The sequence below is a fragment of the Paracoccus denitrificans genome, assembly GCF_900100045.1.
GTDB classification, from domain to species: domain Bacteria; phylum Pseudomonadota; class Alphaproteobacteria; order Rhodobacterales; family Rhodobacteraceae; genus Paracoccus; species Paracoccus denitrificans.
Window position 1 is genome coordinate 1 of record NZ_FNEA01000040.1, and the last position, 19,400, is coordinate 19,400.

Consider the following 19,400-nt stretch of genomic DNA (forward strand, 5'->3'; position numbering starts at 1 on the left):
GTCCTGCAAGGCCCAGCTGCGCACCGCGAATTCCAGCCGCGCGTCAAAGGCACCAGACAGAAAACACGCCAGAACGTTCAGCATCCCCTCGGCCAAAAGAAAGGTCGGATGCCACCCCGGATCCTGAAAGGCCCAATCAGGACAGGCGACACATAACCCCCTCCTGAAGGGCGGGAACGTCAGCGACGCAGCTCACCAACATAACGACCTCGGCAGCCCCGCCCCTCACCCTGCGAGCAATGCTGCGTTGCCGCCCGCTGCGGTGGTATCGACGCAAAGGTGGCGCTCATGCGCGATGTGGGCGAGGTCGGGCATGGCGGTGATCAGCTGCACGATTTCACCCTCGCGCGCCGCCAGCGCCTGGGCATGGGCGCGGCCCTGCGCCTCGTCGCCCCACCAGAGCACAGTGGAAAGCTGCGGCAGACGGGTCAGCGCCTCGGGCGGCAGGGCGCCGTCCGCACCCACCGCCTGACCGCCAAGTGCCTGAACCGCCGCCACCTGCGCCGCCACGGCCTCGGCCCCGGGGCCGAGGCACAGCACCGGCGGGCGGGCATGCGCGGTCAGGCGGTTCAGTTCACCCGTGGGGCCGGGCATCAGGCGCTCGTCGATCTTCTTCGGGGATGCATCGGCCAGGGCGCCGCGCAGCCGCGCCTCGTCGCCCTCGCCCTGCCAGGTGCCGGGCACGGCCGAGGGCGCGGCGGGCGCGAAGAAACGCGGCACATAGCGCGGTCCGCCGGCCTTGGGGCCGGTGCCCGACAGGCCCTCGCCGCCGAAGGGCTGGCTGCCCACCACCGCGCCGATCTGGTTGCGGTTCACGTAGATATTCCCGACATGGATGGCGTCCGAAACCTCCTGCACGCGCGAGTCGATGCGGGTGTGCAGCCCGAAGGTCAGGCCGAAGCCGCGGGCGTTGATGTCGGCGATCATCTGGTCCAGCTGGTCGCCGCGGAAGGTGGCGACATGCAGGACCGGGCCGAAGATCTCGCGCTCCAGATCCGCGATGCCCGACACTTTCAGCATGGTCGGCGGGATGAACCAGCCGCGCGAGGGGGCCGCCAGCTTGTGCAGCACGCGATTTGCATTGGCGGCGATGTAATCGGCGATTTCCTTTTGCGCGCCGGGGTCGATCACCGGGCCGACATCGGTGGTCAGATCCCAAGGGTCGCCCAGGCGCAGCTCGTCCATGGCGCCCTTGATCATCTCGACCAGATGCGGCGCCACGTCCTCTTGCACATAGAGGCAGCGCAGCGCCGAGCAGCGCTGGCCGGCCGAGCGGAAGGCCGAGTTCACGATGTCGCGCACCGCCTGTTCCGGCAGCGCGGTGGAATCGACCACCATCGCGTTCAGCCCGCCGGTCTCGGCGATCAGCGGCGTGCCGGGCGCCAGGTTCGCAGCCATGGTCCGCGCGATGGTCTGCGCGGTCCCGGTCGAGCCGGTAAAGACCAGCCCCGAGACGCGCGGATCCGAGCTCAGCGCCGTGCCGACCACGCGGCCAGCGCCCGGCAGCAGTTGCAGCGCGGCTTTCGGAACGCCCGCCTGATGCAGCAGGCCGATGGCATAGGCGGCGATGACGGGGGTGGGCTCGGCCGGCTTGGCGATCACCGCATTGCCGGCCATCAGCGCCGCCGCGATCTGGCCGGTAAAGATCGCCAGCGGGAAGTTCCACGGGCTGATTGCGCCGACAATGCCGCGCGGGGCGCCGGGGCTGGCCTCACCCTCGGCGGCGTAATAGCGCAGGAAGTCCACCGCCTCGCGCAGTTCCGCCACCGCATCGGCCAGCGACTTGCCGGCCTCGCGGCCGAGGATGCCGAAGATCGGGCCGTAATGATCTTCGTAAAGATCGGCGGCACGGCGCAGCACCGCGGCACGCTCGGCCGCCGATGCGTCCCAGATGCGCGCGTCCGCGATGGCGCGGGCGGCAGTATCCGCATCGACCATCATCACCCGGGCGATCTTCTCGCCCGTCGCGGGGTTCAGCACGTCCTGCATCTTGCCGGTCGGCTCGGAAACGGTCAGCGGCATCGCATCCGGGATCGCCACGTCGCGGGCGGTGTAGATGCGGGCCAGAGTCTCCTCGTCGGTCAGATCAAACCCGGTCGAGTTCCGGCGCGAGGCGCCGAACAGCGCATCCGGCGTGATCAGGCCCAAGGGCGGGCGCGCCTCGGCCAGCGCCGCGAAGGGATCGCGGGCGACCTCCTCGGGCGAGACGGATTCGTCCACGATCTGATGCACGAAGCTGCTGTTGGCGCCGTTCTCCAGCAGCCGCCGGACCAGATAGGCCAGCAGGTCGCGATGCGCGCCGACGGGCGCATAGATGCGGCAGCGGCCATTATGGTCGCGCAGCACGATATCATGCAGCCGCTCGCCCATGCCGTGCAGGCGCTGGAATTCGAAGCGGGTCTCGCCCGCCATCTCCAGGATCGCCGCGACGGTCTGGGCGTTATGGGTGGCGAATTGCGGATAGATGCGGTCGGCGTAGCCGATCAGCTTGCGGGCATTGGCGATATAGCTGACATCGGTCGCGACCTTGCTGGTGAACAGCGGAAAGCCCGGAAAGCCCTCGACCTGCGCCCGCTTGATCTCGGTATCCCAATAGGCGCCCTTGACCAGCCGCACCATGATCCGGCGGTCCAGCCGCGTGGCAGTTTCGTAAAGCCAGTCGATCACCTGCCCGGCGCGCTTGCCATAGGCCTGCACCACCACCCCGAACCCGTCCCAGCCGGCCAGCGAGGGGTCCGACAGCACCGCCTCGATCACCTTGAGCGACAGTACCAGCCGGTCCTGCTCCTCGGCGTCGATGTTCATGCCCATGCCGGCGGCCTTGGCCTGGCGCGCCAGCTTCAGCACCACCGGCACCAGTTCGGTCATGACGCGGGATTCCTGCGCCACCTCATAGCGCGGATGCAGGGCGGACAGCTTGATCGAGATGCCGGGATTGTCCTCGACCGAGCCCCTGGTGCAGGCTTTCGCGATCGCCGCGATGGCGTCGGAATAGGCGCGGTCGTAGCGCGCGGCATCAGCGCCGGTCATCGCCGCCTCGCCCAGCATGTCGTAGCTGTAGGTGAAGCCCTGCGCCTCGCGTTTGGCCGCGCGTTCCAGCGCCGCCTCGATGGTCTGGCCCAGCACGAATTGGCGGCCCATCTCCTTCATCGCGCGGCCGACGGCGGTGCGGATCACCGGCTCGCCCAGCCGGCGCACGGCGCGGCGCAGGGTGCCGGCGATCCCGGCCTGGTCGTCGTCCAGCACCTTGCCGGTCAGCATCAGGGCCCAGGTCGAGGCATTGACCAGCGACGAGGACGCCTCGCCCAGATGCTTGCCCCAGTCCGAGGGCGCGATCTTGTCCTCGATCAGCGCGTCGATGGTCATGCGGTCGGGGACGCGCAGCATCGCCTCGGCCAGGCACATCAGCGCCACGCCCTCGCGCGTGGACAGCCCGTATTCGGCCAGGAAATGCTCCATCATCGTCGGCTTCGCCTCGTCGCGGATCCGGCGCACCAGATCGGCGGCCCGGCGCGTGATCGCGGCGCGCTGCGCGTCGTCCAGCCCCGCCTGCGCGACCAGCCCACTGAGCAGCTCCGCCTCGTCGGCGAATTTCGCCTGTGCGGAAAACACGTCCGAACGCACGGTGGGGTTGACACGATTCATGCCGATCTCCTTATTCGATGCGACAGTATTATCAGATGCCGGCTAGGCGGTGCGCCTGAAGATGCGCCACGCTCTAGGCCGATAGAACAAATTCGAGGCGATTTTCAGAATGGACCTGAACCTGGATACGCAGGACCGCAAGATCCTGGCGGAACTGACCGAGAACGCACGCATCCCCATCGCCGAACTGGCGCGGCGGGTCGGGCTGTCCAAGACCCCGGTGGCGCTGCGCATCAAGCACCTGGAAGAGATCGGCCTGATCACCGGCTATCGCGCCATCCTGTCACCCCTGAAGCTGGGCCTGACCCATGTGACCTATGTCGAGGTCAGCATGAACGACACCCGCGAACATGCGCTGCAACAGTTCAACGCCGCCGTCCGCGCCATCCCCGAGATCGAGGAATGCTACATGATCGCCGGCAGCTGCGACTACCTGATGAAGGTCCGCTCGCGCGACATGGCCGATTTCCGCCGCATCCTGGCCGAGAAGATCTCGGTCCTGCCCCATGTCAGCAATACCTCCAGCCACGTCTCCATGGAGGCCGTCGTCGAGCAGAACTGGACCGCGATCTAGCCGAGCGCAGCCAGCCCGTCGCGCTGGAGGCGGTCGATCAGCGCCAGTTCCTCGGCGTTCAGCGCGATGCCCTCGGCTTCGGAGCGCGCACGGGCGGCAAGGCGGCGCTGGCCGGGCAGGCGCGCGCCTTGCCCCAGGATGGCGTCGAACAGCGCTTCGGCCCGCGCCAGCGGATCGCCCGGCCGGCCGGCGGCAAAGCGCGCGGGCGAAAAGGCCAGGATCAGCTCGCCATGTTTCGGCGCCAGGTCGAGCGTGCCCAGTTCCGCAAGCGCGCCCTGGCTGGTCAGGTCGCCGATCATCACCCCGGCCAGAAGCTCGACCATGGTCGAGATGGCCGATCCCTTGTGCCCGCCAAAGGGCAGCATGGCGCCCGAGAGCGCCGCCTCCGCGTCGGTGGTGGGGGCGCCTTCGGCATCCAGCGCCCAGCCCTCGGGCAAGGGCTCGCCGGCCCGCGCCAGCAACTCGATCTCGCCCCGCGCGACGCAGGAGGTGGCGAAGTCGAAGACATAGGGCGCGGCCCCCGACCGCGGCCAGCCGAAGGCGATGGGATTGGTGCCCAGAAGCGGCTGCGTGCCGCCCGCCGGCGCGACCGCGGCATAGCTGGGGCACATGGCGAGCCCGGCAAGGCCGCGCGACGCCACCGCCTCGACCTCGGGCCAGAGCGCCGAGAAATGCACGCAATCGTTGATGACCAACGCCGCGAGCCCCAGCTTTTCGGCACGGCCCGCCAGCGCCGGCAGGCCCAGTTCGAAGGCCGCGGGCGAAAAGCCGCCATCCGCCGCGACCCGGATCACCGCGCTGCCCTCGTCGATCAGTTCGGGCCGCGCCCCGGACGAAACCTTGCCGGCCGCCAGCGTGCGCAGGCAGCCCTCGATGCGATAGATGCCGTGCGATTTGGCGCCGTCGCGCTCGGCGGCAGTGATGATGCGGGCGATGGCGTCGGCCTGCTGCGCGTTGAAGCCCGCGCGCATGAAGATCGACTCGACCATCCGGCCAAGCTCGGCCACCGACACCATCGTCACATCATCCATACGCCCGTCCCTTGTCTGGTGCCGGCCAGAAAACCGGATTTTCCGGCAAGGGGCAAGCGTTCAGGGCCGGGCCGCGTCCCAAAGCGCGGCATCCCAGGCCAGCATCCGCGCCTCGGCCAGCGTTGCGGTGATCGCCTTACCGGCCCGGCCGCAATCGTCTTTCTGTGGCGCGGCCGCGAAGCCTCGGCTAAAGCGGCGGAAAAGGGGGGCGCATGGACTTCAAATGGCTTGAGGACTTCCTGGTGCTGGCCGAGACGCACAGCTTCTCGCGCTCGGCCGAGTTGCGCGGCGTCACGCAAAGCGCCTTCAGCCGCCGCATCCGCGCGCTGGAGGAATGGCTGGGCACCGACCTTCTGTCGCGCGACAGCTATCCGGTAACCCTGACCCCCGAAGGCGTGTTGTTCCGCGAAACGGCCGAGGAAGCCGTGCGCATGATCAACGCCCGCCGCGCTGAGTTCCGCGACCATGCCCGCAGCCGAGGCGGAGAGATCTCCTTCCTGGCGCTGCACAGCCTGACCGTGACCTTCCTGCCGGGCTGGCTGATGCGGCTGAAGGCGGCGGCGGGCCAGATGACCAGCCGCGTCAAGCCCGAGAACTTCGACCGCTGCATCGAGGCGCTGACCGAGGGCGGCTACGACTTCTTCCTGACCTATGCCCATCCGCAGGTGAACATCCCGCTGGACCCCTCGGGTTATCCGCATCTGGTGGTCGGCCATGACAGCCTGGTCGCCGTCGCCCGCCCGGGCTGGCCCGAGGAATGGCTGACCGACGGCATGCCGATGCTGAAATACTCGCGCGGCTCGTTCCTGAACGCCATGGCGCGCATCGCCCTGGCCCAGCCCGGTGCGCCCAAGGTCTATATTGCCCATACCGACGAGGCATCCATGGCCGAGGCGATGAAGAGCATGGCGGTCGCCGGCCACGGCATGGTCTGGCTGCCCCGGTTGCTGGTCGAGGCCGAGATCGAGACCGGCCGGCTGGAGGTCGTTGCCCCCGAATTGCCGATGGAGATCAGGCTTTACCGCAACGCCGCGCGCGGACGCGGCATCACCGGGCGGGTTTGGCAAGCGGCGCGCGAGCTGGGCGAAGGTTATGCAAAACCGGAATAACCCAGCGCGACTTGGCATTGGAAAATACGCGCAATCCTGCCTAAATCTTTGACACACGGGGCAGGCCAATGCCCTATCATCGCAACAGATTCCGACAGAATGCGCATCGCGCCAGCACCGTCCCCGGGGGCGGGCCTGTGCGCCTGCGCCCGAGGTGACCATGAACAAGACCCGTATCGAACACGACCTGCTTGGCGACCGCGAGGTGCCGGCGGATGCCTATTGGGGCGTCCACACCCTGCGCGCCGTCGAGAATTTCCCGATCTCGGGCCGGCCCATCGGTGAAATTCCCGAACTGATCCGCGCCCTGGCCGCGATCAAGCAGGCCGCGGCGCTGGCGAATGCCGATCTGGGGCTGCTCTCGGCCGAGCGCCGCGACGCCATCGTCGCCGCCTGCGAGGAGATCCGGGCGGGCAAGCTGCACGAGCAGTTCGTGGTCGACCAGATCCAGGGCGGCGCCGGCACCTCGACCAACATGAACGCCAACGAGGTGATCGCCAACCGGGCGCTGGAGCTGATGGGCCACGCCAAGGGCGAATACCAATACCTGCACCCCAACGAGCATGTGAACCTGAGCCAGTCGACCAACGACGTCTATCCGACCGCGCTGCGGCTGGCCTCGTGGCGGGGCTTGCAGAACGTGATCGCGGCGCTGGCCTCGCTGCGCGGCGCCTTTGCCGAGAAGGGCGGCGAGTTCGCCGAGATCCTGAAAATGGGCCGCACCCAGCTGCAAGAGGCGGTGCCGATGACGCTGGGCCAGGAATTCAACGCCTTCGCCATCACCATCGGCGAGGACGAGGTGCGGCTGGCCGAGGCCGCCAGCCTGATCTGCGAGATCAACCTGGGCGCCACCGCCATCGGCACCGGCATCACCACCCACCCCGAATATGCCGAGCGGGTGCGGGCGCGGCTGGCCGAGATCACCGTGATCCCGGTCGTCACCGCCCCCGACCTGGTCGAGGCGACGCAGGATTGCGGCGCCTTCGTGCAGGTGTCGGGCGTGCTGAAGCGGGTGGCGGTGAAGCTGTCGAAGATCTGCAACGACCTGCGGCTTTTGTCCTCGGGTCCGCGAGCCGGCCTGAACGAGATCAACCTGCCCGCGAAACAGGCCGGCTCCTCGATCATGCCGGGCAAGGTGAACCCGGTCATCCCCGAGGTGGTGAACCAGGTCTGCTTCGAGGTGATCGGCAACGACATGACCATCACCATGGCCGCCGAGGGCGGGCAGTTGCAGCTGAACGCCTTCGAGCCGGTGATCGCCTACAGCATGTTCCGTTCGGTCAGCCATCTGATCGCGGCCTGCGACACGCTGGAGCACAATTGCGTGCGCGGCATCACCGCGAATCGCGACGTGCTCAAGGAAACCGTGCGCCGCTCGATCGGCATCGTCACGGCGCTAAACCCCTATATCGGCTATGCCGCCGCGACCGAGGTCGCGACCGAGGCGCATCTGACCGGCCGCGGCGTCTATGAACTGGTGCTGGAAAAAGGCTTGCTGCCGAAGGAACGGCTGGACGCCATCCTGCGCCCCGAAAGCCTGACCAGGCCGCAGCTTTTCGTCAACTGAGGCGGGACAAGGCTCCCCTGCCCCGGCCTGCCAAGCGCTGGCCGGGGTTCGGGCCGATCAACGCAGCCCTTCGCAGAACGCCCTGATGCGCGCGCAGGCATCCGCCAGCACCGCGTCCGAGGTGGCGTAGGAGATGCGGAAATGCGGCGACAGCCCGAAGGCTGCGCCAAAGACCACGGCGACCCCGGTCTCGTTCAGAAGCGCGGTGGCGAAGGCCTCGTCGTCGGCGATCGCCGCCCCGCCGGCCGAGGTCTTGCCGATCAGCGCCGAAATCGAGGGATAGACATAGAAAGCGCCCTGCGGCACCGGACAGTCGATGCCGGGGCAGGCGTTCAGCCCCTCGACCACCAGGTCGCGGCGGCGCTGGAAGACGGCGCGGCTTTCCTGGATATAGTCCTGCGGCCCCTGCAACGCGGCCAGCGCGGCATATTGGCTGATCGAGCAGGGATTCGAGGTCGATTGCGATTGCAGCTTGGCCATGGCGCGGATCAGCGCCTCGGGTCCGGCGCCATAGCCGATGCGCCAGCCGGTCATGGCATAGGCCTTGCTGACGCCGTTCATGGTCAGCGTGCGCGATGTCAGCCCCGGCTCGACCTGCGCCGGCGTGACGAAGCGGAAATCGTCAAAGACCAGATGCTCATAGATGTCGTCCGACAGCACCCAGACATGCGGGTGGCGCATCAGCACCTCGGTCAGCCCGCGCATATGCTCTTCGCCATAGCCCGCGCCCGTGGGGTTCGAGGGCGAATTCAGGATCACCCATTTCGTCCGGGGCGTGATCGCCGCCTCCAGCTGCTCGGGGGTGATGCGATAGCCGTTGGCCATGGCGCCCTCGATCACCACGGGCGTGCCGCCGGCCAGCAGCACCATGTCCGGGTAGCTGACCCAATAGGGTGCCGGGATGATCACCTCGTCGCCCGGGTTCAGCGTCGCCATCAGCGCGTTGTAGAGGATCTGCTTGCCGCCGGTGCCGACCGTCACCTGCGCCGGGCCGTAGTCCAGCCCGTTTTCCTGCGCGAACTTGTCGCAGATGGCACGTTTCAGTTCGGGGATGCCGTCCACCGCGGTATAGCGGGTATGGCCGGCATCGATGGCAGCCTTGGCAGCCTCGCGGATATGCGCGGGCGTGTCGAAATCGGGCTCGCCGGCGGACAGGCTGATGATGTCCCGGCCCTCGGCGGCAAGCTCGCGGGCGCGGCCGGTGATGGCGATGGTGGGCGAGGGTTTGACGCGGGCGAGCGTCTGCGACAAAAAGCTCATCGAATTCATCCTGCGGCTGGCCGTCCCGTCATAGGGGCACCACCGCGGACAGGCAAGCCGGGGGCAAGCGTGGACGAGAAAGAGACGAGGCTGAAGCGGCTGCGGATGCGCAGCTGGCGGCGGGGCACCAAGGAGATGGACCTGATCCTGGGCCCCTTCTCGGACAGCGAGCTGGAACGGCTGACCGAGGCGGAACTGGACCTTTACGAGGCCCTGCTGACCGAAAACGACCAGGATCTGTATCCCTGGATCACCGCCCGGCTGGGCGATGCACGCCCGGGACCTCAGGCCCTGCTGCCCATCCTGGACCGCGTGGCATCCTTTGCCCACGCCCGTCTGGCCCGGAAATAGGCGTAATTTTAGGAAATTGCGGGCGGATTAACCGAAGATTGGGAAATCTGCGGCATGGTGGCGGAAACGAGGCGACGAACGGAACCCGCACATGCAACAGCGCAGCTCTGCCCAAACGGTGCCCGCCCTGCGGCCCCCGCCGCCGCAGACCGACCGGACCGAGGCTTATCTGGAAAGCCTGCAGATACTAGAGCGACTGCACCGGCTGCTGCTGGATCTGGTCAAGGACGAGTTCGAGCGGCTGGGCCGATCCGACCTGACGCCGGTGCAGGCATTGTTGATCTACAACCTCGGCACGTCCGAGGTGACGGCGGGCGAGTTGCGGTCGCGCGGCATGTATCAGGGCTCGAACGTGTCCTACAATCTCAAGAAACTGGTCGAGCTGGGCTATGTCCACCACGAACGCTGCGACATGGACCGCCGCGCCGTCCGGGTGCGGCTGACGCAGGCGGGGCAAGAGGTGCGCGACTGCGTGGCGCAGCTGTTCGCCCGCCATGCCGAGGGGCTGGATCTGTCGGGCGTGCTGGACGACCCGCCGATCGAGGCGGTGAACCTGCAATGGCGCCGGGTCGAGCGGTTCTGGGCCGAGCAGATCCGCTATATCTATTGAACCCGCCAGATCGCGCCGGAGGGGCCGCTGCGCCATGATGCCCGTGCCGCGGTGCGACGGCCCAAGGGCATGTCCCGCTTCGCCGGCCCGACCGGAACCGGCAAGCCATGTCTTGCGGCGGCGCGGATCGGCGCGCGAAGGACCGCGCCATTCCCGCGGTCGGCCATCCGGCCCTTCGCCTACCAGTGGCCGGTGTTCTCCATGCTGGCCCAGGGCTCTTGCGGCGGCAGGTGCTCGCCCTCTTGCAGCAGCTCGATCGAGACGTTGTCGGGGCTGCGGACAAAGGCCATGTGCCCGTCGCGCGGCGGCCGGTTGATGGTCACGCCGGCATCCATCAGCTTCTGGCACATCTCGTAGATATTCTCGACCCGATAGGCGAGATGACCGAAATGCCGGCTGTCCGAGGGCAGGCCGTCGTCGCCGTCCCAGTTCCAGGTCAGCTCGACCGGGCATTCGTGCTGGCCGGGCGGCGCCATGAAGACCAGGGTAAAGCGCCCCTTCTCATTGTCGATTCGCCGGATCTCCTCAAGACCCAGCAGGCGAAAGAAGGCCATCGTGCTTTCAAGGTCGAGCACGCGCACCATGGTATGCAGATAGCGGATCTTCATCGTTTCTCTTTCCTGTTTTCCGGCCGCTCCGGGCCTGTTTGCTGGTTCAGACTGGCATCTCGCCGGATCAACCGCAACGCGCGGCAAACGGTTGCACCCGGAACGCTCATACAGCCGGTTGATTGAAACCCGCGCAGGTGCCACAAGATATGGCCATACCATCCGAGGATTCCGCCATGCCCATCACCCCCGAACAACAGGCCCAGATCGACGAGCAGCGCGCCGACCCGCGCCCCACCCTGCGCGCCGTCTCCGAGGGGATGGAGCGGCACCTCTACCGGGCGCATGAAGTGCTGGACCACGGGCTGGTCCGGGTCATCGACTACATGGGCGACGATGCGGCGATCACCCAGGCCGCGCGCGTGAGCTATGGCCGCGGCACGAAATCGGTCAGCAACGACGAGGGGCTGATCCGCTATCTGATGCGGCACTGGCACTCGACCCCCTTCGAGATGTGCGAGGTCAAGTTTCACGTCAAGCTGCCGGTTTTCGTCGCCCGGCAATGGATCCGCCACCGCACCGCCAACGTGAACGAATATTCGGCGCGCTATTCGATCCTGGACCGCGAATTCTACATCCCTGCCCCCGAGCATCTTGCCGCGCAATCGACGGTGAACAACCAGGGCCGCGGCCAGGTGCTGGAAGGCGACGAGGCGGCCCGCGTCCTGGACCTGCTGCGCGAGGACGCGATGCGCAGCTACGACCATTACGAGCAGATGCTGAGCCAGGAGGGCCAGCAGGGCCTGGCCCGCGAACTGGCGCGCATGAACCTGCCGGCCAATATCTATACGCAGTGGTATTGGAAGGTGGACCTGCACAACCTGTTCCACTTCCTGCGCCTGCGCGCCGATGCCCATGCGCAATACGAGATCCGCGCCTATGCCGAAACCATGTGCGGCATCGTCCGCGACTGGGTGCCCTTCGCCTATGCCGCCTTCGAGGATTACCGGCTGGGCGGGGTGCAGCTTTCGGCGAAAGGCGTCGAGGCGCTGAAGCGCCGCCTGTCGGGCGAGGTGGTCACGCAGGAAAACAGCGGCATGAGCAAGGGCGAATGGCGCGAGTTCGAGGCGGTCTGGGACTGAGCAAAGGATTTTCAAGATTTTCTTGCGACACCCTTAACACATTGCGCGTTGACGTTACGTCACCCAACGCCTCCCCTGTCGGAACCCAAACCCCCGACAAAGGACAGCGAACAGGATGAACGCGACAATTCGGCTGGCCCTGGCCGCCTCGCTGCTGGCGGCCGGCGCAAGCCATGCGCAGGACGGCGAGCTTTCGATCGCCATGCTCATTCCGGGCAAGATCGACGACAACGGTTTCATGGAGGCCGGCTATAATGGCCTTTTGAAGATCGAAAAGCAGTTCGGCGCGAAGATCGCCTATACCGATCAGGTGCAGCCGGAGCAGGACAAGCTGGAAGAGGCGCTGCGCGCCCTGGCCCGGCAGACCCCCGACATGGTGATCGCCCATGGCGGCCAGAACAACGAGGCCGCCAAGACCGTCGCGGCCGAATTCCCCGACATCCCCTTCGTCGTGGTGCAAGGCGGCGTGACCGGGCCGAACCTGTCGAGCTATGAGGTGCTGCAGGAACACAGCGCCTGGCTTGGCGGCGCGGCCGCAGGACTGCTGACGCAATCCGGCGTGGTCGGCCATATCTCGGGCATCCGGGTGACGCCGGGGCTCAAGGGCCGCGGCGGGTTCTACCACGGGCTGATGCACACCAGGCCCGACGCGACGTTCCTGACGATCTTTGCCGGCAACCAGGACGACACCGAACTGGCCGCGCGGGTGGCAAAGGCCGAAACGGACCAGGGCGCCGACATCATCTTCACCATGCTGAACGCAGGCCGCCAGGGCGCCACCGACGCCATGCGCGAGGCGGGCGCGAAACAGATCGGCAATGTCATCGACTGGACAAAGGTCGAGCCGGACGTCTTCATCGCCTCGGCCATCGCCGATGTCAGCATTCCCAGCGTGCAGGCGGTGCAGGACCTGGTGGACGGCACATGGAAGCCGGAAACCGTCAAGCATATCGGGCTGGAAAACCCCGAAGCGGTCTCGCTGACCCTCTCCGACAGCGTTCCGGCCGAGATCCGCGACCGCATCGACACCCTGCGCGAGCAGATCGTGACCGGAGAGATCGAGGTCTCGACCGAATATTCCGGCCCGGAACTGGAAATGTGACCGGCCTGGCCCGGGCGGCGCCTAAAGCGCCGTCCACCCCCCGTCCACCGAGATGGTCGTGCCGGTGATCTGCTCCGCCGCCGGCGAGCACAGGAAGACCGCCGTGCCGCCCATCTGCTCGACCGTGGCGAATTGCCCCGAGGGCTGGCGCTGCAGCATGACCTTGGCGATCACGTCCTCGCGGCTCATGTTGTGGGTCTTCATCTGGTCGGGGATCTGCTTTTCCACGATCGGGGTCAGCACATAGCCGGGGCAGATGGCGTTGCAGGTGATCGGCTCCTTCGCGGTCTCCAGCGCCGTCACCTTGGTCAGGCCGACGATGCCGTGCTTGGCCGCGACATAGGCCGATTTGTATTCGCTGGCCGTCAGCCCGTGCGCCGAGGCGATGTTGATCACCCGCCCCCAGCCTGCCTTGCGCATCAGGGGCAGCGCCGCCGCCGTGGTGTGAAAGGCGGAACTCAGGTTGATGGCGATGATCGCATCCCATTTCTCGCCCGGGAAATCCGGGATCGGTGCGACATGCTGGATGCCGGCATTGTTCACCAGGATGTCGCAGGCGCCGGCCTTTTCGATCAGGGCGCGGCAGTCGGCGCCCTTGGACATGTCGGCCTGGACATAGCGCACCTCGACGCCATGCTCGGCGGCAAGGCTTTCGGCAAGGGCGTGGTCCTCGGGCATGTCGGTAAAGCTGTTCAGCACGAGATCAGCGCCCGCGCGCGCCAGTTCATGCGCGATCCCGAGCCCGATCCCCGAATTGGAGCCCGTCACCACCGCCGTCTTGCCGCTGAGGAATTTCTCGAACATCGCTGCCTCCTGACGCCCGCATTGTTGTTGCAGCCGCAGCATGAGCAAAAAGCCGGGACCGCACAAGGCCGGGCGCAGAGGGCTGGCAAGGCGCATGAGCCCGTCGATGCGCGGCGAAACCGCGCGATCCGTTCACATTTTCGCGTGATCGATTCCCCCCGGCGCATGGCGCGAATGCCCGGCATGGCGGGAGGCCGCGGAAAGCCGGAAAACCCCAGTAAAAAAAGCGCCCGCACAAGGCGGGCGCTAGTCATGAGGCAGGTTTCATACAGGCAAGAAACCTATCGAGCAGTGCCTTATCTATACGCTTTTCCCCCCATGAGTCCAAGGCGTAAGTTTGCTTCGCGGTGAACGCGCGGTTAATCTGGGCGCAGGCAGAACCAACGACCCGGAAATCAGGGCAATCGAGCATGCGATTCTTCAAGTTTGCTAACGAATCCGCGATCTGGCGGCGAATCGCGCTGTGCATGTGTGTTGCATCCATGCCGCTGGCAAGCCCCGCCGAACCCATGCATGCCATTGCAATGTATGGAGAACCTGCGCTGCCGCCCGGCTTCTCCCACCTGCCCTATGCCAATCCCGACGCACCCAAGGGCGGCACGATTCGCCTGGCCGAGACGGGCACCTTCGATTCGCTCAACCCCTGGATCCTGATGGGCAACCCGGTCTGGCCGATCTTTACCCAGCCGGGACTTGTGACCGAGTCGCTGATGGCCCGCTCGATCGACGAGCCCTTCACGCTTTACGGCCTGCTGGCCGAAAGCGTCGAGACCGATGCGGATCGCAGCTGGGTCGAGTTCACCCTGCGCCCCGAGGCGCGCTTTTCGGACGGCACCCCCGTCACCGTCGAGGACGTGATGTGGTCCTATGAGGTGCTGGGGACCAAGGGCCATCCGCGCTATACCACCGTCTGGTCCAAGGTCGAGAAGATGGAGCAGACCGGCCCGCGCTCGGTCCGCTTCACCTTCAACACCGCCGACCGCGAGCTGTCGATGCTGATGGGCATGCGGCCGATACTGAAGAAGGCGCAATGGGACGGGCGCGATTTCAGCCGGTCCAGCCTGATGGTTCCCATTGGCTCGGGGCCCTATGTGATCGACAGGGTCGATCCGGGTCGGGCGATCACCTTTCGCCGCAACCCGGACTATTGGGGGCGCGACCTGGGCGTGACCCGGGGCATGCATAATTTCGACGTGATCCGCTATGATTACTTCGGCGATGCCTCGGCCATGTTCGAAGCCTTCAAGGCCGGCGAGATCGATGTCTGGCGCGAACTGGTCGCGGCGCGCTGGGACCGCGACTTCGATTTCCCCGCCATGCGCGAAGGCCGGATGGTGAAATCCGAGATCGCGCATGGCCGCCCCTCGGGGATCATGGGGATGGTGATGAACACCCGCAATCCGCTGTTCGCCGACTGGCGGGTGCGGCAGGCGATGATCGAGGCCTTCAACTATCGCTTCATCAACATGACGCTGACCGGCGGCAAGGATCCCCGCATCACCAGCTATTTCGCCAATTCCGAACTTGCGATGCAGCCCGGCGCGGCCACCGGGCGCGAGGCCGAATTGCTCGCGCCCTTCGCGGCGGAGCTGCCGCCCGGCACCGTCGAGGGCTATGCCCTGCCCGAGGGCGGCGAGCGGGCCATCGACCGCAAGGGCATCCGCGCCGCGCTGGACCTGCTGGGCGAGGCCGGCTGGACCGTGCAGGGGGGCGAGTTGCGCGATGCCGATGGCCGCCCCTTCAGCTTCGAGATCCTGCTGAACCAGTCGGGCAGCGCCATGCGCACCAGCGCCGAGATGCGGCAGATCGTCGACATCTTCGTGCAATCGCTGCGCAACCTCGGCATCCGGCCCACGGTGACGCTGCTCGATGCGGCGCAATATGTCGAGCGGACGAACAACTACCAGTTCGACATGACCTGGTATGAGCGCGGCTTGTCGCTGTCGCCGGGCAACGAGCAGCGGCTTTATTGGGGGCGCGAGGGCGTGTCCAAGCCGGGCAGCCGCAACTGGATGGGCATGGACAGCCCCGCCGCCGAGGCGATGATCGCCGAGATGGGCCAGGCCCGCACGCATGAGGGTTTCGTCGCCGCGGTCAGGGCCCTTGACCGGATCTTAACCGCCGGACGCTATGTCATCCCGGTCAGCTATTCACGGATTTCCCGCTTGGCCCATCGCGCCGACCTGGATTATCCTGAAAACACGCCGCTTTACGGTGACTGGCCCGGCTTCATGCCAGAAACCTGGTGGCAGGAGGAAAGAGAATGAAATTCAGTCGGATCGCAATCGTCCTGACCGTTCTTGCGCTGACCGCGTGCAATACCGTGGCCGGCGTGGGCGAGGATATCTCCGGCGCTTCGCGCATGGTGCAGGGCGGTTTGGGCGGAGGAGGCTACCGATGAAATGGGTTCACGTCCGCGACAACTGGCCCGCCTTCTTCGAGGCCATCCTCGAGAAATGGCCGGCGGCCGATGAGAGCGAGCTGGAGGAGATCGACGGCGACAAGCGCGCCTTCATCGCCTATATCGCCGAAGTCACCGGGCAGGAGATCGACGAGACCAAGGACGAGATCCGCGAATGGCTGGCGGGCGAGATCCCCTCGGACATCGTCATGGATCCGATCCACGACAACCACTCGATCGCGCTGTCGGCGAAATATGTCGGCGAGGGCGAGGACGAATACGACGACGATGCCCGTTTCGGCGACGACGACGAGATCAGGGGCGACGGCGACCTGAACGATCCGACCTGACGGGGAAGCGGCCCAAGGGGGCTCCGCCCCCCGCCTTTCCACCCCCTGGACGGGGCCGGAAAGGCGTCCCCCGGGGTATTTTCCAAACGGAAAGACGCGTCAGGCGTCCAGGTCGACCCAGACCGGGACGTGGTCGCTGGGCTTGTCCTTGGCGCGTTCGTCGCGGTCGATGCCGACATCGATGAGCAGGTCGGCGGCTTGGGGCGACAGCAGCACATGGTCGATGCGGATGCCATTGTCCCTTTGCCAGGCCCCCGCCTGATAGTCCCAGAAGGTGAAGGGGCCGCGCGTGCTGCCCGGATGGCGCAGGCGCACCGCATCGGCCCAGCCGTCGAACAGGATGCGGCGCAGCGCGGCGCGGCTTTCGGGCTGGAACAGCGCGTCGTCCAGCCATTTTTCTGGAAAGGCGGCGTCGCGGGATTCGGGAATGACGTTGTAGTCGCCCATCATCGCCACCGGCATCTCGGTCGCCAGCAGCGCCTTGGCCCGCGCGCGCAACCGCTCCATCCAGGCCAGCTTGTAGTCGAATTTCGGCCCCGGCTGCGGGTTGCCGTTCGGCAAATAGAGCCCCGCGATGCGCACCGCACGGTGGCCGACCACGGTCGCCTCGATATAGCGGGCCTGTTCGTCCGTCTCGTCGCCCGGCAGGCCGCGGCTGACATCCTCCAGCGGCAGCTTCGACAGGATGGCGACGCCGTTGAAGCCCTTTTGCCCGTGGGTTTCGATATTGTAGCCCAGGTCGGCGATGGGTTCGCGCGGGAAGCCCTCGTCCTGGGCCTTGATCTCTTGCAGGACCACGACGTCGGGCTGGGCCTCGGACAGCCAGCCGGTCAGGGTCTCGATGCGGGCGCGGACGCCGTTGATGTTGAATGTCGCGATCTTCATGCGCGCGAGACTAGCCGGCCCTGCGCGCCGAGGCCAGATCAGATCGAAAACGACGTGCCGCAGCCGCAGGACGAACTGGCATTGGGGTTGTCGATGGTGAAGCGGGCCCCGATCAACTCGTCGGCGAAGTCGATGGTCGCGCCGGCGAGGAAGGGCAGCGAAACCGGATCGACCACGACGCTTTGGCCGGCGCCGCTGAGCACCAGATCGTCCTCGGCCGCCTCGTCCAGCCGGATGTCATACTGGAAGCCCGAGCAGCCGCCGCCCGCGACCGCGACCCGCAAGGGCCGGGTGGGGCCGTCGCCATTGATCTCGGCCAGGCGCGCGAAGGCGCGTTCGGTGACCTTGGGAGGCAGGTTCAGACCTGTGTTCATGGGGCGTTCCCGTTTCCGTCTTTCGGTCTGGAATATAGGCTCTGGCCCGAACCCTCGCAAGGAATGCAGGACCAGATGACGGCACCCTATGCCTGCCAGCCCGAAGAAAGCCGCGGCCGCCGCTGGCCCGAGCGCATGTCCACCTTTCGCAGCCCCTGGCAGCGCGACCGCGACCGCATCATCCATTCCAGCGCCTTTCGCCGGCTCAAGCACAAGACCCAGGTCTTCGTCGAGCATGAGGGGGATTATTACCGCACCCGCCTGACCCATACGATCGAGGTGGCGCAGGTCGCCCGCACCATCGCCGGCGCGCTGGGGCTGAACACCGACCTGGCCGAGACGGTGGCGCTGGCGCATGACCTGGGCCACCCGCCCTTCGGCCATACCGGGGAGGATGCGTTGGCGGCGCTGATGGCGCCCTATGGCGGCTTCGACCACAATGCCCAGGCGCTGCGCATCGTCACCCGGCTGGAACGGCATTACGCCGATTTCGACGGGCTGAACCTGACCTGGGAAAGCCTGGAAGGGATCGCCAAGCATAACGGGCCGGTGACGGGCGATCTGCCCTATGCCTTGGCCGAGGTGAATGCGGAATGGGATCTGGAGCTGCATACCAATGCCAGCGCCGAGGCGCAGGTCGCGGCCGTGGCCGACGACGTGGCCTATAACCATCACGACCTGCATGACGGGCTGCGCGCGGGGCTGTTCACCGAGGCGGACCTGGCGGAACTGCCCGTCGTCGGCGAGGCTCTTGCCCGCGTCGATGCGCTGCACCCGGGGCTGGAGCCGATGCGACGCCGGCACGAGGCGCTGCGCCGGGTCTTTGGCGTCATGGTCGAGGATGTGATCGCAGTGGCGCAGAACCGGCTGGCCAGCCTGCAGCCGCAAAACGTGCAGGAGATTCGCGACATGGAAGGGCCGATCATCCGCTTTTCCAAGCCGCTCTACCAGAACCTCAAGGCGATCAAGCTGTTCCTGTTCCAGCGCATGTATCGCGCGCCCTCGGTGGTGGTCGAGCGGCGGCGGGTGACCGAGATGCTGAACGGGCTGTTCCCGCTGTTCCTGGACGACCCCTCGAAGATGCCGCGGACCTGGTTCCAGGCCGCCGAGGCCGCGGGGGACGAGACCGGGCGCGCCCGGGTGGTGCTGGATTACGTCGCCGGCATGACCGACCGCTTTGCCATCCAGGAAGCGCAGCGCCTGCTGGGCTGAGGGCAAGGGCCTTAGCCCGGCCGGTCCCACCCCTCAGGGCCGGACCGGCCATCTTGAGCAGGAAGGACGGGCTATTCGGCCTTGTCGTGCTGTTCCAGCCATTGCTGCATCATCTCGATCTCGGCCTCTTGGGCCTTGATGACCTCTTCGGCCAGCTTGCGGACCTCCGGGTCCTTGCCGTGCTCCAGCGCGACCCTGGCCATGTCGATGGCGCCCTGGTGATGCGGGATCATGCCGCGCATGAAGTCGACATCGGCATCGCCGCTGTAGTCGATCATCATGTCCTCATGCATCCGCTCCATGGCCTGCTGGTAGCCGGCGGTCGAGGGGCTGTCGCCATGTCCCGCATGATCCATGGCCGAATGATCCTGGGCGGCCGCCGGCAAGGCGATCAGCGCGGCAAGGGCGAATGTGGCAAGACGCATGGTTTTCTCC

General features: G+C 66.7%; 19 protein-coding genes and 1 pseudogene. 11 read left to right on the top strand and 9 right to left on the bottom strand.

The features are described 5' to 3' along the window. Together BLT64_RS27770 and putA are read right to left on the bottom strand one after the other, a co-directional pair. A pseudogene (locus tag BLT64_RS27770) lies at window positions 1-93 on the bottom strand (TetR/AcrR family transcriptional regulator); the annotation flags it as partial. Between the two features lie 132 nt (window positions 94-225). Next, window positions 226-3,645 carry a bifunctional proline dehydrogenase/L-glutamate gamma-semialdehyde dehydrogenase PutA gene (gene putA / locus BLT64_RS22880; RefSeq protein WP_011747282.1) on the bottom strand — a complete coding sequence of 1,140 codons (3,420 nt, stop codon included), beginning with the start codon at window positions 3,643-3,645 and terminating at the stop codon, window positions 226-228. A gap of 109 nt (window positions 3,646-3,754) precedes the next feature. Here putA and BLT64_RS22885 point away from each other — a divergent pair, with 109 nt between their 5' ends. Further along, window positions 3,755-4,219 carry an Lrp/AsnC family transcriptional regulator gene (locus BLT64_RS22885; RefSeq protein WP_011747281.1) on the top strand — a complete coding sequence of 155 codons (465 nt, stop codon included), beginning with the start codon at window positions 3,755-3,757 and terminating at the stop codon, window positions 4,217-4,219. Here the strand turns inward: BLT64_RS22885 and BLT64_RS22890 are convergent. Next, window positions 4,216-5,250, bottom strand: a complete 1,035-nt coding sequence (locus BLT64_RS22890) for an Ldh family oxidoreductase (protein WP_011747280.1) — start codon at window positions 5,248-5,250, stop codon at window positions 4,216-4,218. The two genes, BLT64_RS22885 and BLT64_RS22890, sit on opposite strands and share 4 nt — an antisense overlap. 212 nt (window positions 5,251-5,462) lie before the next feature. Between BLT64_RS22890 and BLT64_RS22895 the strand changes: the two genes are divergently transcribed. Together BLT64_RS22895 and aspA are read left to right on the top strand one after the other, a co-directional pair. Beyond that, the gene (locus BLT64_RS22895; RefSeq protein ID WP_011747279.1) at window positions 5,463-6,359 is read left to right on the top strand and encodes a LysR family transcriptional regulator; all 897 of its coding nucleotides are present in this window, start codon (window positions 5,463-5,465) and stop codon (window positions 6,357-6,359) included. 160 nt (window positions 6,360-6,519) lie between these two features. Beyond that, window positions 6,520-7,926, top strand: coding sequence for an aspartate ammonia-lyase (gene aspA / locus BLT64_RS22900; protein ID WP_011747278.1), 1,407 nt, complete (start codon window positions 6,520-6,522; stop codon window positions 7,924-7,926). Between the two features lie 57 nt (window positions 7,927-7,983). On the opposite strand, the gene BLT64_RS22905 is transcribed toward aspA, so the two are convergent. Next, a complete protein-coding gene (locus BLT64_RS22905; protein WP_011747277.1) occupies window positions 7,984-9,186 on the bottom strand; it encodes a pyridoxal phosphate-dependent aminotransferase in 1,203 nt (400 codons plus the stop codon). Window positions 9,187-9,291: 105 nt separating this feature from the next. Between BLT64_RS22905 and BLT64_RS22910 the strand changes: the two genes are divergently transcribed. Continuing rightward, complete coding sequence (locus BLT64_RS22910) at window positions 9,292-9,537, top strand: FAD assembly factor SdhE (RefSeq protein WP_011747276.1); 246 nt, start codon at window positions 9,292-9,294, stop codon at window positions 9,535-9,537. Between the two features lie 91 nt (window positions 9,538-9,628). Continuing rightward, window positions 9,629-10,147, top strand: a complete 519-nt coding sequence (locus tag BLT64_RS22915) for a MarR family winged helix-turn-helix transcriptional regulator (protein WP_011747275.1) — start codon at window positions 9,629-9,631, stop codon at window positions 10,145-10,147. Between the two features lie 179 nt (window positions 10,148-10,326). On the opposite strand, the gene BLT64_RS22920 is transcribed toward BLT64_RS22915, so the two are convergent. Beyond that, window positions 10,327-10,755 carry a VOC family protein gene (locus BLT64_RS22920; protein WP_011747274.1) on the bottom strand — a complete coding sequence of 143 codons (429 nt, stop codon included), beginning with the start codon at window positions 10,753-10,755 and terminating at the stop codon, window positions 10,327-10,329. A gap of 176 nt (window positions 10,756-10,931) precedes the next feature. Between BLT64_RS22920 and thyX the strand changes: the two genes are divergently transcribed. Then, the gene (gene thyX / locus BLT64_RS22925) at window positions 10,932-11,837 is read left to right on the top strand and encodes an FAD-dependent thymidylate synthase (RefSeq protein ID WP_041529787.1); all 906 of its coding nucleotides are present in this window, start codon (window positions 10,932-10,934) and stop codon (window positions 11,835-11,837) included. A gap of 115 nt (window positions 11,838-11,952) precedes the next feature. Then, a complete protein-coding gene (locus BLT64_RS22930; RefSeq protein ID WP_011747272.1) occupies window positions 11,953-12,939 on the top strand; it encodes a BMP family protein in 987 nt (328 codons plus the stop codon). A 21-nt stretch (window positions 12,940-12,960) separates the two neighbouring features. Here the strand turns inward: BLT64_RS22930 and BLT64_RS22935 are convergent, their stop codons facing one another. After that, window positions 12,961-13,743: a 3-hydroxybutyrate dehydrogenase gene (locus tag BLT64_RS22935; protein ID WP_011747271.1), complete on the bottom strand. Its 783-nt coding sequence runs from the start codon at window positions 13,741-13,743 to the stop codon at window positions 12,961-12,963. Window positions 13,744-14,153: 410 nt separating this feature from the next. On the opposite strand from BLT64_RS22935, the gene BLT64_RS22940 reads away from it, so the two are divergent. The 3 genes from BLT64_RS22940 to BLT64_RS22945 are packed head-to-tail and all read left to right on the top strand — an operon-like array spanning window position 14,154 to window position 16,494. Beyond that, a complete protein-coding gene (locus tag BLT64_RS22940; RefSeq protein ID WP_011747270.1) occupies window positions 14,154-16,010 on the top strand; it encodes an extracellular solute-binding protein in 1,857 nt (618 codons plus the stop codon). Further along, complete coding sequence (locus BLT64_RS27020) at window positions 16,007-16,144, top strand: hypothetical protein (RefSeq protein ID WP_164901602.1); 138 nt, start codon at window positions 16,007-16,009, stop codon at window positions 16,142-16,144. Before BLT64_RS22940 ends, BLT64_RS27020 begins: the two co-directional genes overlap by 4 nt. Next, window positions 16,141-16,494: a hypothetical protein gene (locus BLT64_RS22945; RefSeq protein ID WP_011747269.1), complete on the top strand. Its 354-nt coding sequence runs from the start codon at window positions 16,141-16,143 to the stop codon at window positions 16,492-16,494. The genes BLT64_RS27020 and BLT64_RS22945 overlap by 4 nt, the downstream gene beginning before the upstream one ends. Window positions 16,495-16,593: 99 nt before the next feature. On the opposite strand, the gene xth is transcribed toward BLT64_RS22945, so the two are convergent. Both xth and BLT64_RS22955 read right to left on the bottom strand, forming a co-directional pair. Then, complete coding sequence (xth, locus tag BLT64_RS22950) at window positions 16,594-17,379, bottom strand: exodeoxyribonuclease III (protein ID WP_011747268.1); 786 nt, start codon at window positions 17,377-17,379, stop codon at window positions 16,594-16,596. Between the two features lie 38 nt (window positions 17,380-17,417). Further along, a complete protein-coding gene (locus BLT64_RS22955) occupies window positions 17,418-17,753 on the bottom strand; it encodes a HesB/IscA family protein (protein WP_011747267.1) in 336 nt (111 codons plus the stop codon). A 75-nt stretch (window positions 17,754-17,828) separates the two neighbouring features. On the opposite strand from BLT64_RS22955, the gene BLT64_RS22960 reads away from it, so the two are divergent. Further along, window positions 17,829-18,965, top strand: a complete 1,137-nt coding sequence (locus BLT64_RS22960) for a deoxyguanosinetriphosphate triphosphohydrolase (protein ID WP_011747266.1) — start codon at window positions 17,829-17,831, stop codon at window positions 18,963-18,965. A 71-nt stretch (window positions 18,966-19,036) separates the two neighbouring features. Here BLT64_RS22960 and copM read toward each other — a convergent pair whose 3' ends face one another. Further along, a complete protein-coding gene (gene copM / locus BLT64_RS22965; RefSeq protein ID WP_011747265.1) occupies window positions 19,037-19,390 on the bottom strand; it encodes a CopM family metallochaperone in 354 nt (117 codons plus the stop codon). Window positions 19,391-19,400 lie beyond the last annotated feature (10 nt).

What these genes read in the sequence shown, in the direction of transcription:
- aspA (WP_011747278.1), top strand. Translation starts at nt 6,520, where the DNA reads ATGAACAAGACCCGTATCGAACACGACCTGCTTGGCGACCGCGAGGTG.
- thyX (WP_041529787.1), top strand. Translation starts at nt 10,932, where the DNA reads ATGCCCATCACCCCCGAACAACAGGCCCAGATCGACGAGCAGCGCGCC.
- BLT64_RS22945 (WP_011747269.1), top strand. Translation starts at nt 16,141, where the DNA reads ATGAAATGGGTTCACGTCCGCGACAACTGGCCCGCCTTCTTCGAGGCC.
- BLT64_RS22915 (WP_011747275.1), top strand. Translation starts at nt 9,629, where the DNA reads ATGCAACAGCGCAGCTCTGCCCAAACGGTGCCCGCCCTGCGGCCCCCG.
- BLT64_RS27020 (WP_164901602.1), top strand. Translation starts at nt 16,007, where the DNA reads ATGAAATTCAGTCGGATCGCAATCGTCCTGACCGTTCTTGCGCTGACC.
- BLT64_RS22930 (WP_011747272.1), top strand. Translation starts at nt 11,953, where the DNA reads ATGAACGCGACAATTCGGCTGGCCCTGGCCGCCTCGCTGCTGGCGGCC.
- BLT64_RS22960 (WP_011747266.1), top strand. Translation starts at nt 17,829, where the DNA reads ATGACGGCACCCTATGCCTGCCAGCCCGAAGAAAGCCGCGGCCGCCGC.
- BLT64_RS22940 (WP_011747270.1), top strand. Translation starts at nt 14,154, where the DNA reads ATGCGATTCTTCAAGTTTGCTAACGAATCCGCGATCTGGCGGCGAATC.
- putA (WP_011747282.1), bottom strand. Translation starts at nt 3,645, where the DNA reads ATGAATCGTGTCAACCCCACCGTGCGTTCGGACGTGTTTTCCGCACAG.
- copM (WP_011747265.1), bottom strand. Translation starts at nt 19,390, where the DNA reads ATGCGTCTTGCCACATTCGCCCTTGCCGCGCTGATCGCCTTGCCGGCG.
- BLT64_RS22955 (WP_011747267.1), bottom strand. Translation starts at nt 17,753, where the DNA reads ATGAACACAGGTCTGAACCTGCCTCCCAAGGTCACCGAACGCGCCTTC.
- BLT64_RS22920 (WP_011747274.1), bottom strand. Translation starts at nt 10,755, where the DNA reads ATGAAGATCCGCTATCTGCATACCATGGTGCGCGTGCTCGACCTTGAA.
- xth (WP_011747268.1), bottom strand. Translation starts at nt 17,379, where the DNA reads ATGAAGATCGCGACATTCAACATCAACGGCGTCCGCGCCCGCATCGAG.
- BLT64_RS22885 (WP_011747281.1), top strand. Translation starts at nt 3,755, where the DNA reads ATGGACCTGAACCTGGATACGCAGGACCGCAAGATCCTGGCGGAACTG.
- BLT64_RS22910 (WP_011747276.1), top strand. Translation starts at nt 9,292, where the DNA reads ATGCGCAGCTGGCGGCGGGGCACCAAGGAGATGGACCTGATCCTGGGC.
- BLT64_RS22905 (WP_011747277.1), bottom strand. Translation starts at nt 9,186, where the DNA reads ATGAGCTTTTTGTCGCAGACGCTCGCCCGCGTCAAACCCTCGCCCACC.
- BLT64_RS22935 (WP_011747271.1), bottom strand. Translation starts at nt 13,743, where the DNA reads ATGTTCGAGAAATTCCTCAGCGGCAAGACGGCGGTGGTGACGGGCTCC.
- BLT64_RS22895 (WP_011747279.1), top strand. Translation starts at nt 5,463, where the DNA reads ATGGACTTCAAATGGCTTGAGGACTTCCTGGTGCTGGCCGAGACGCAC.
- BLT64_RS22890 (WP_011747280.1), bottom strand. Translation starts at nt 5,250, where the DNA reads ATGGATGATGTGACGATGGTGTCGGTGGCCGAGCTTGGCCGGATGGTC.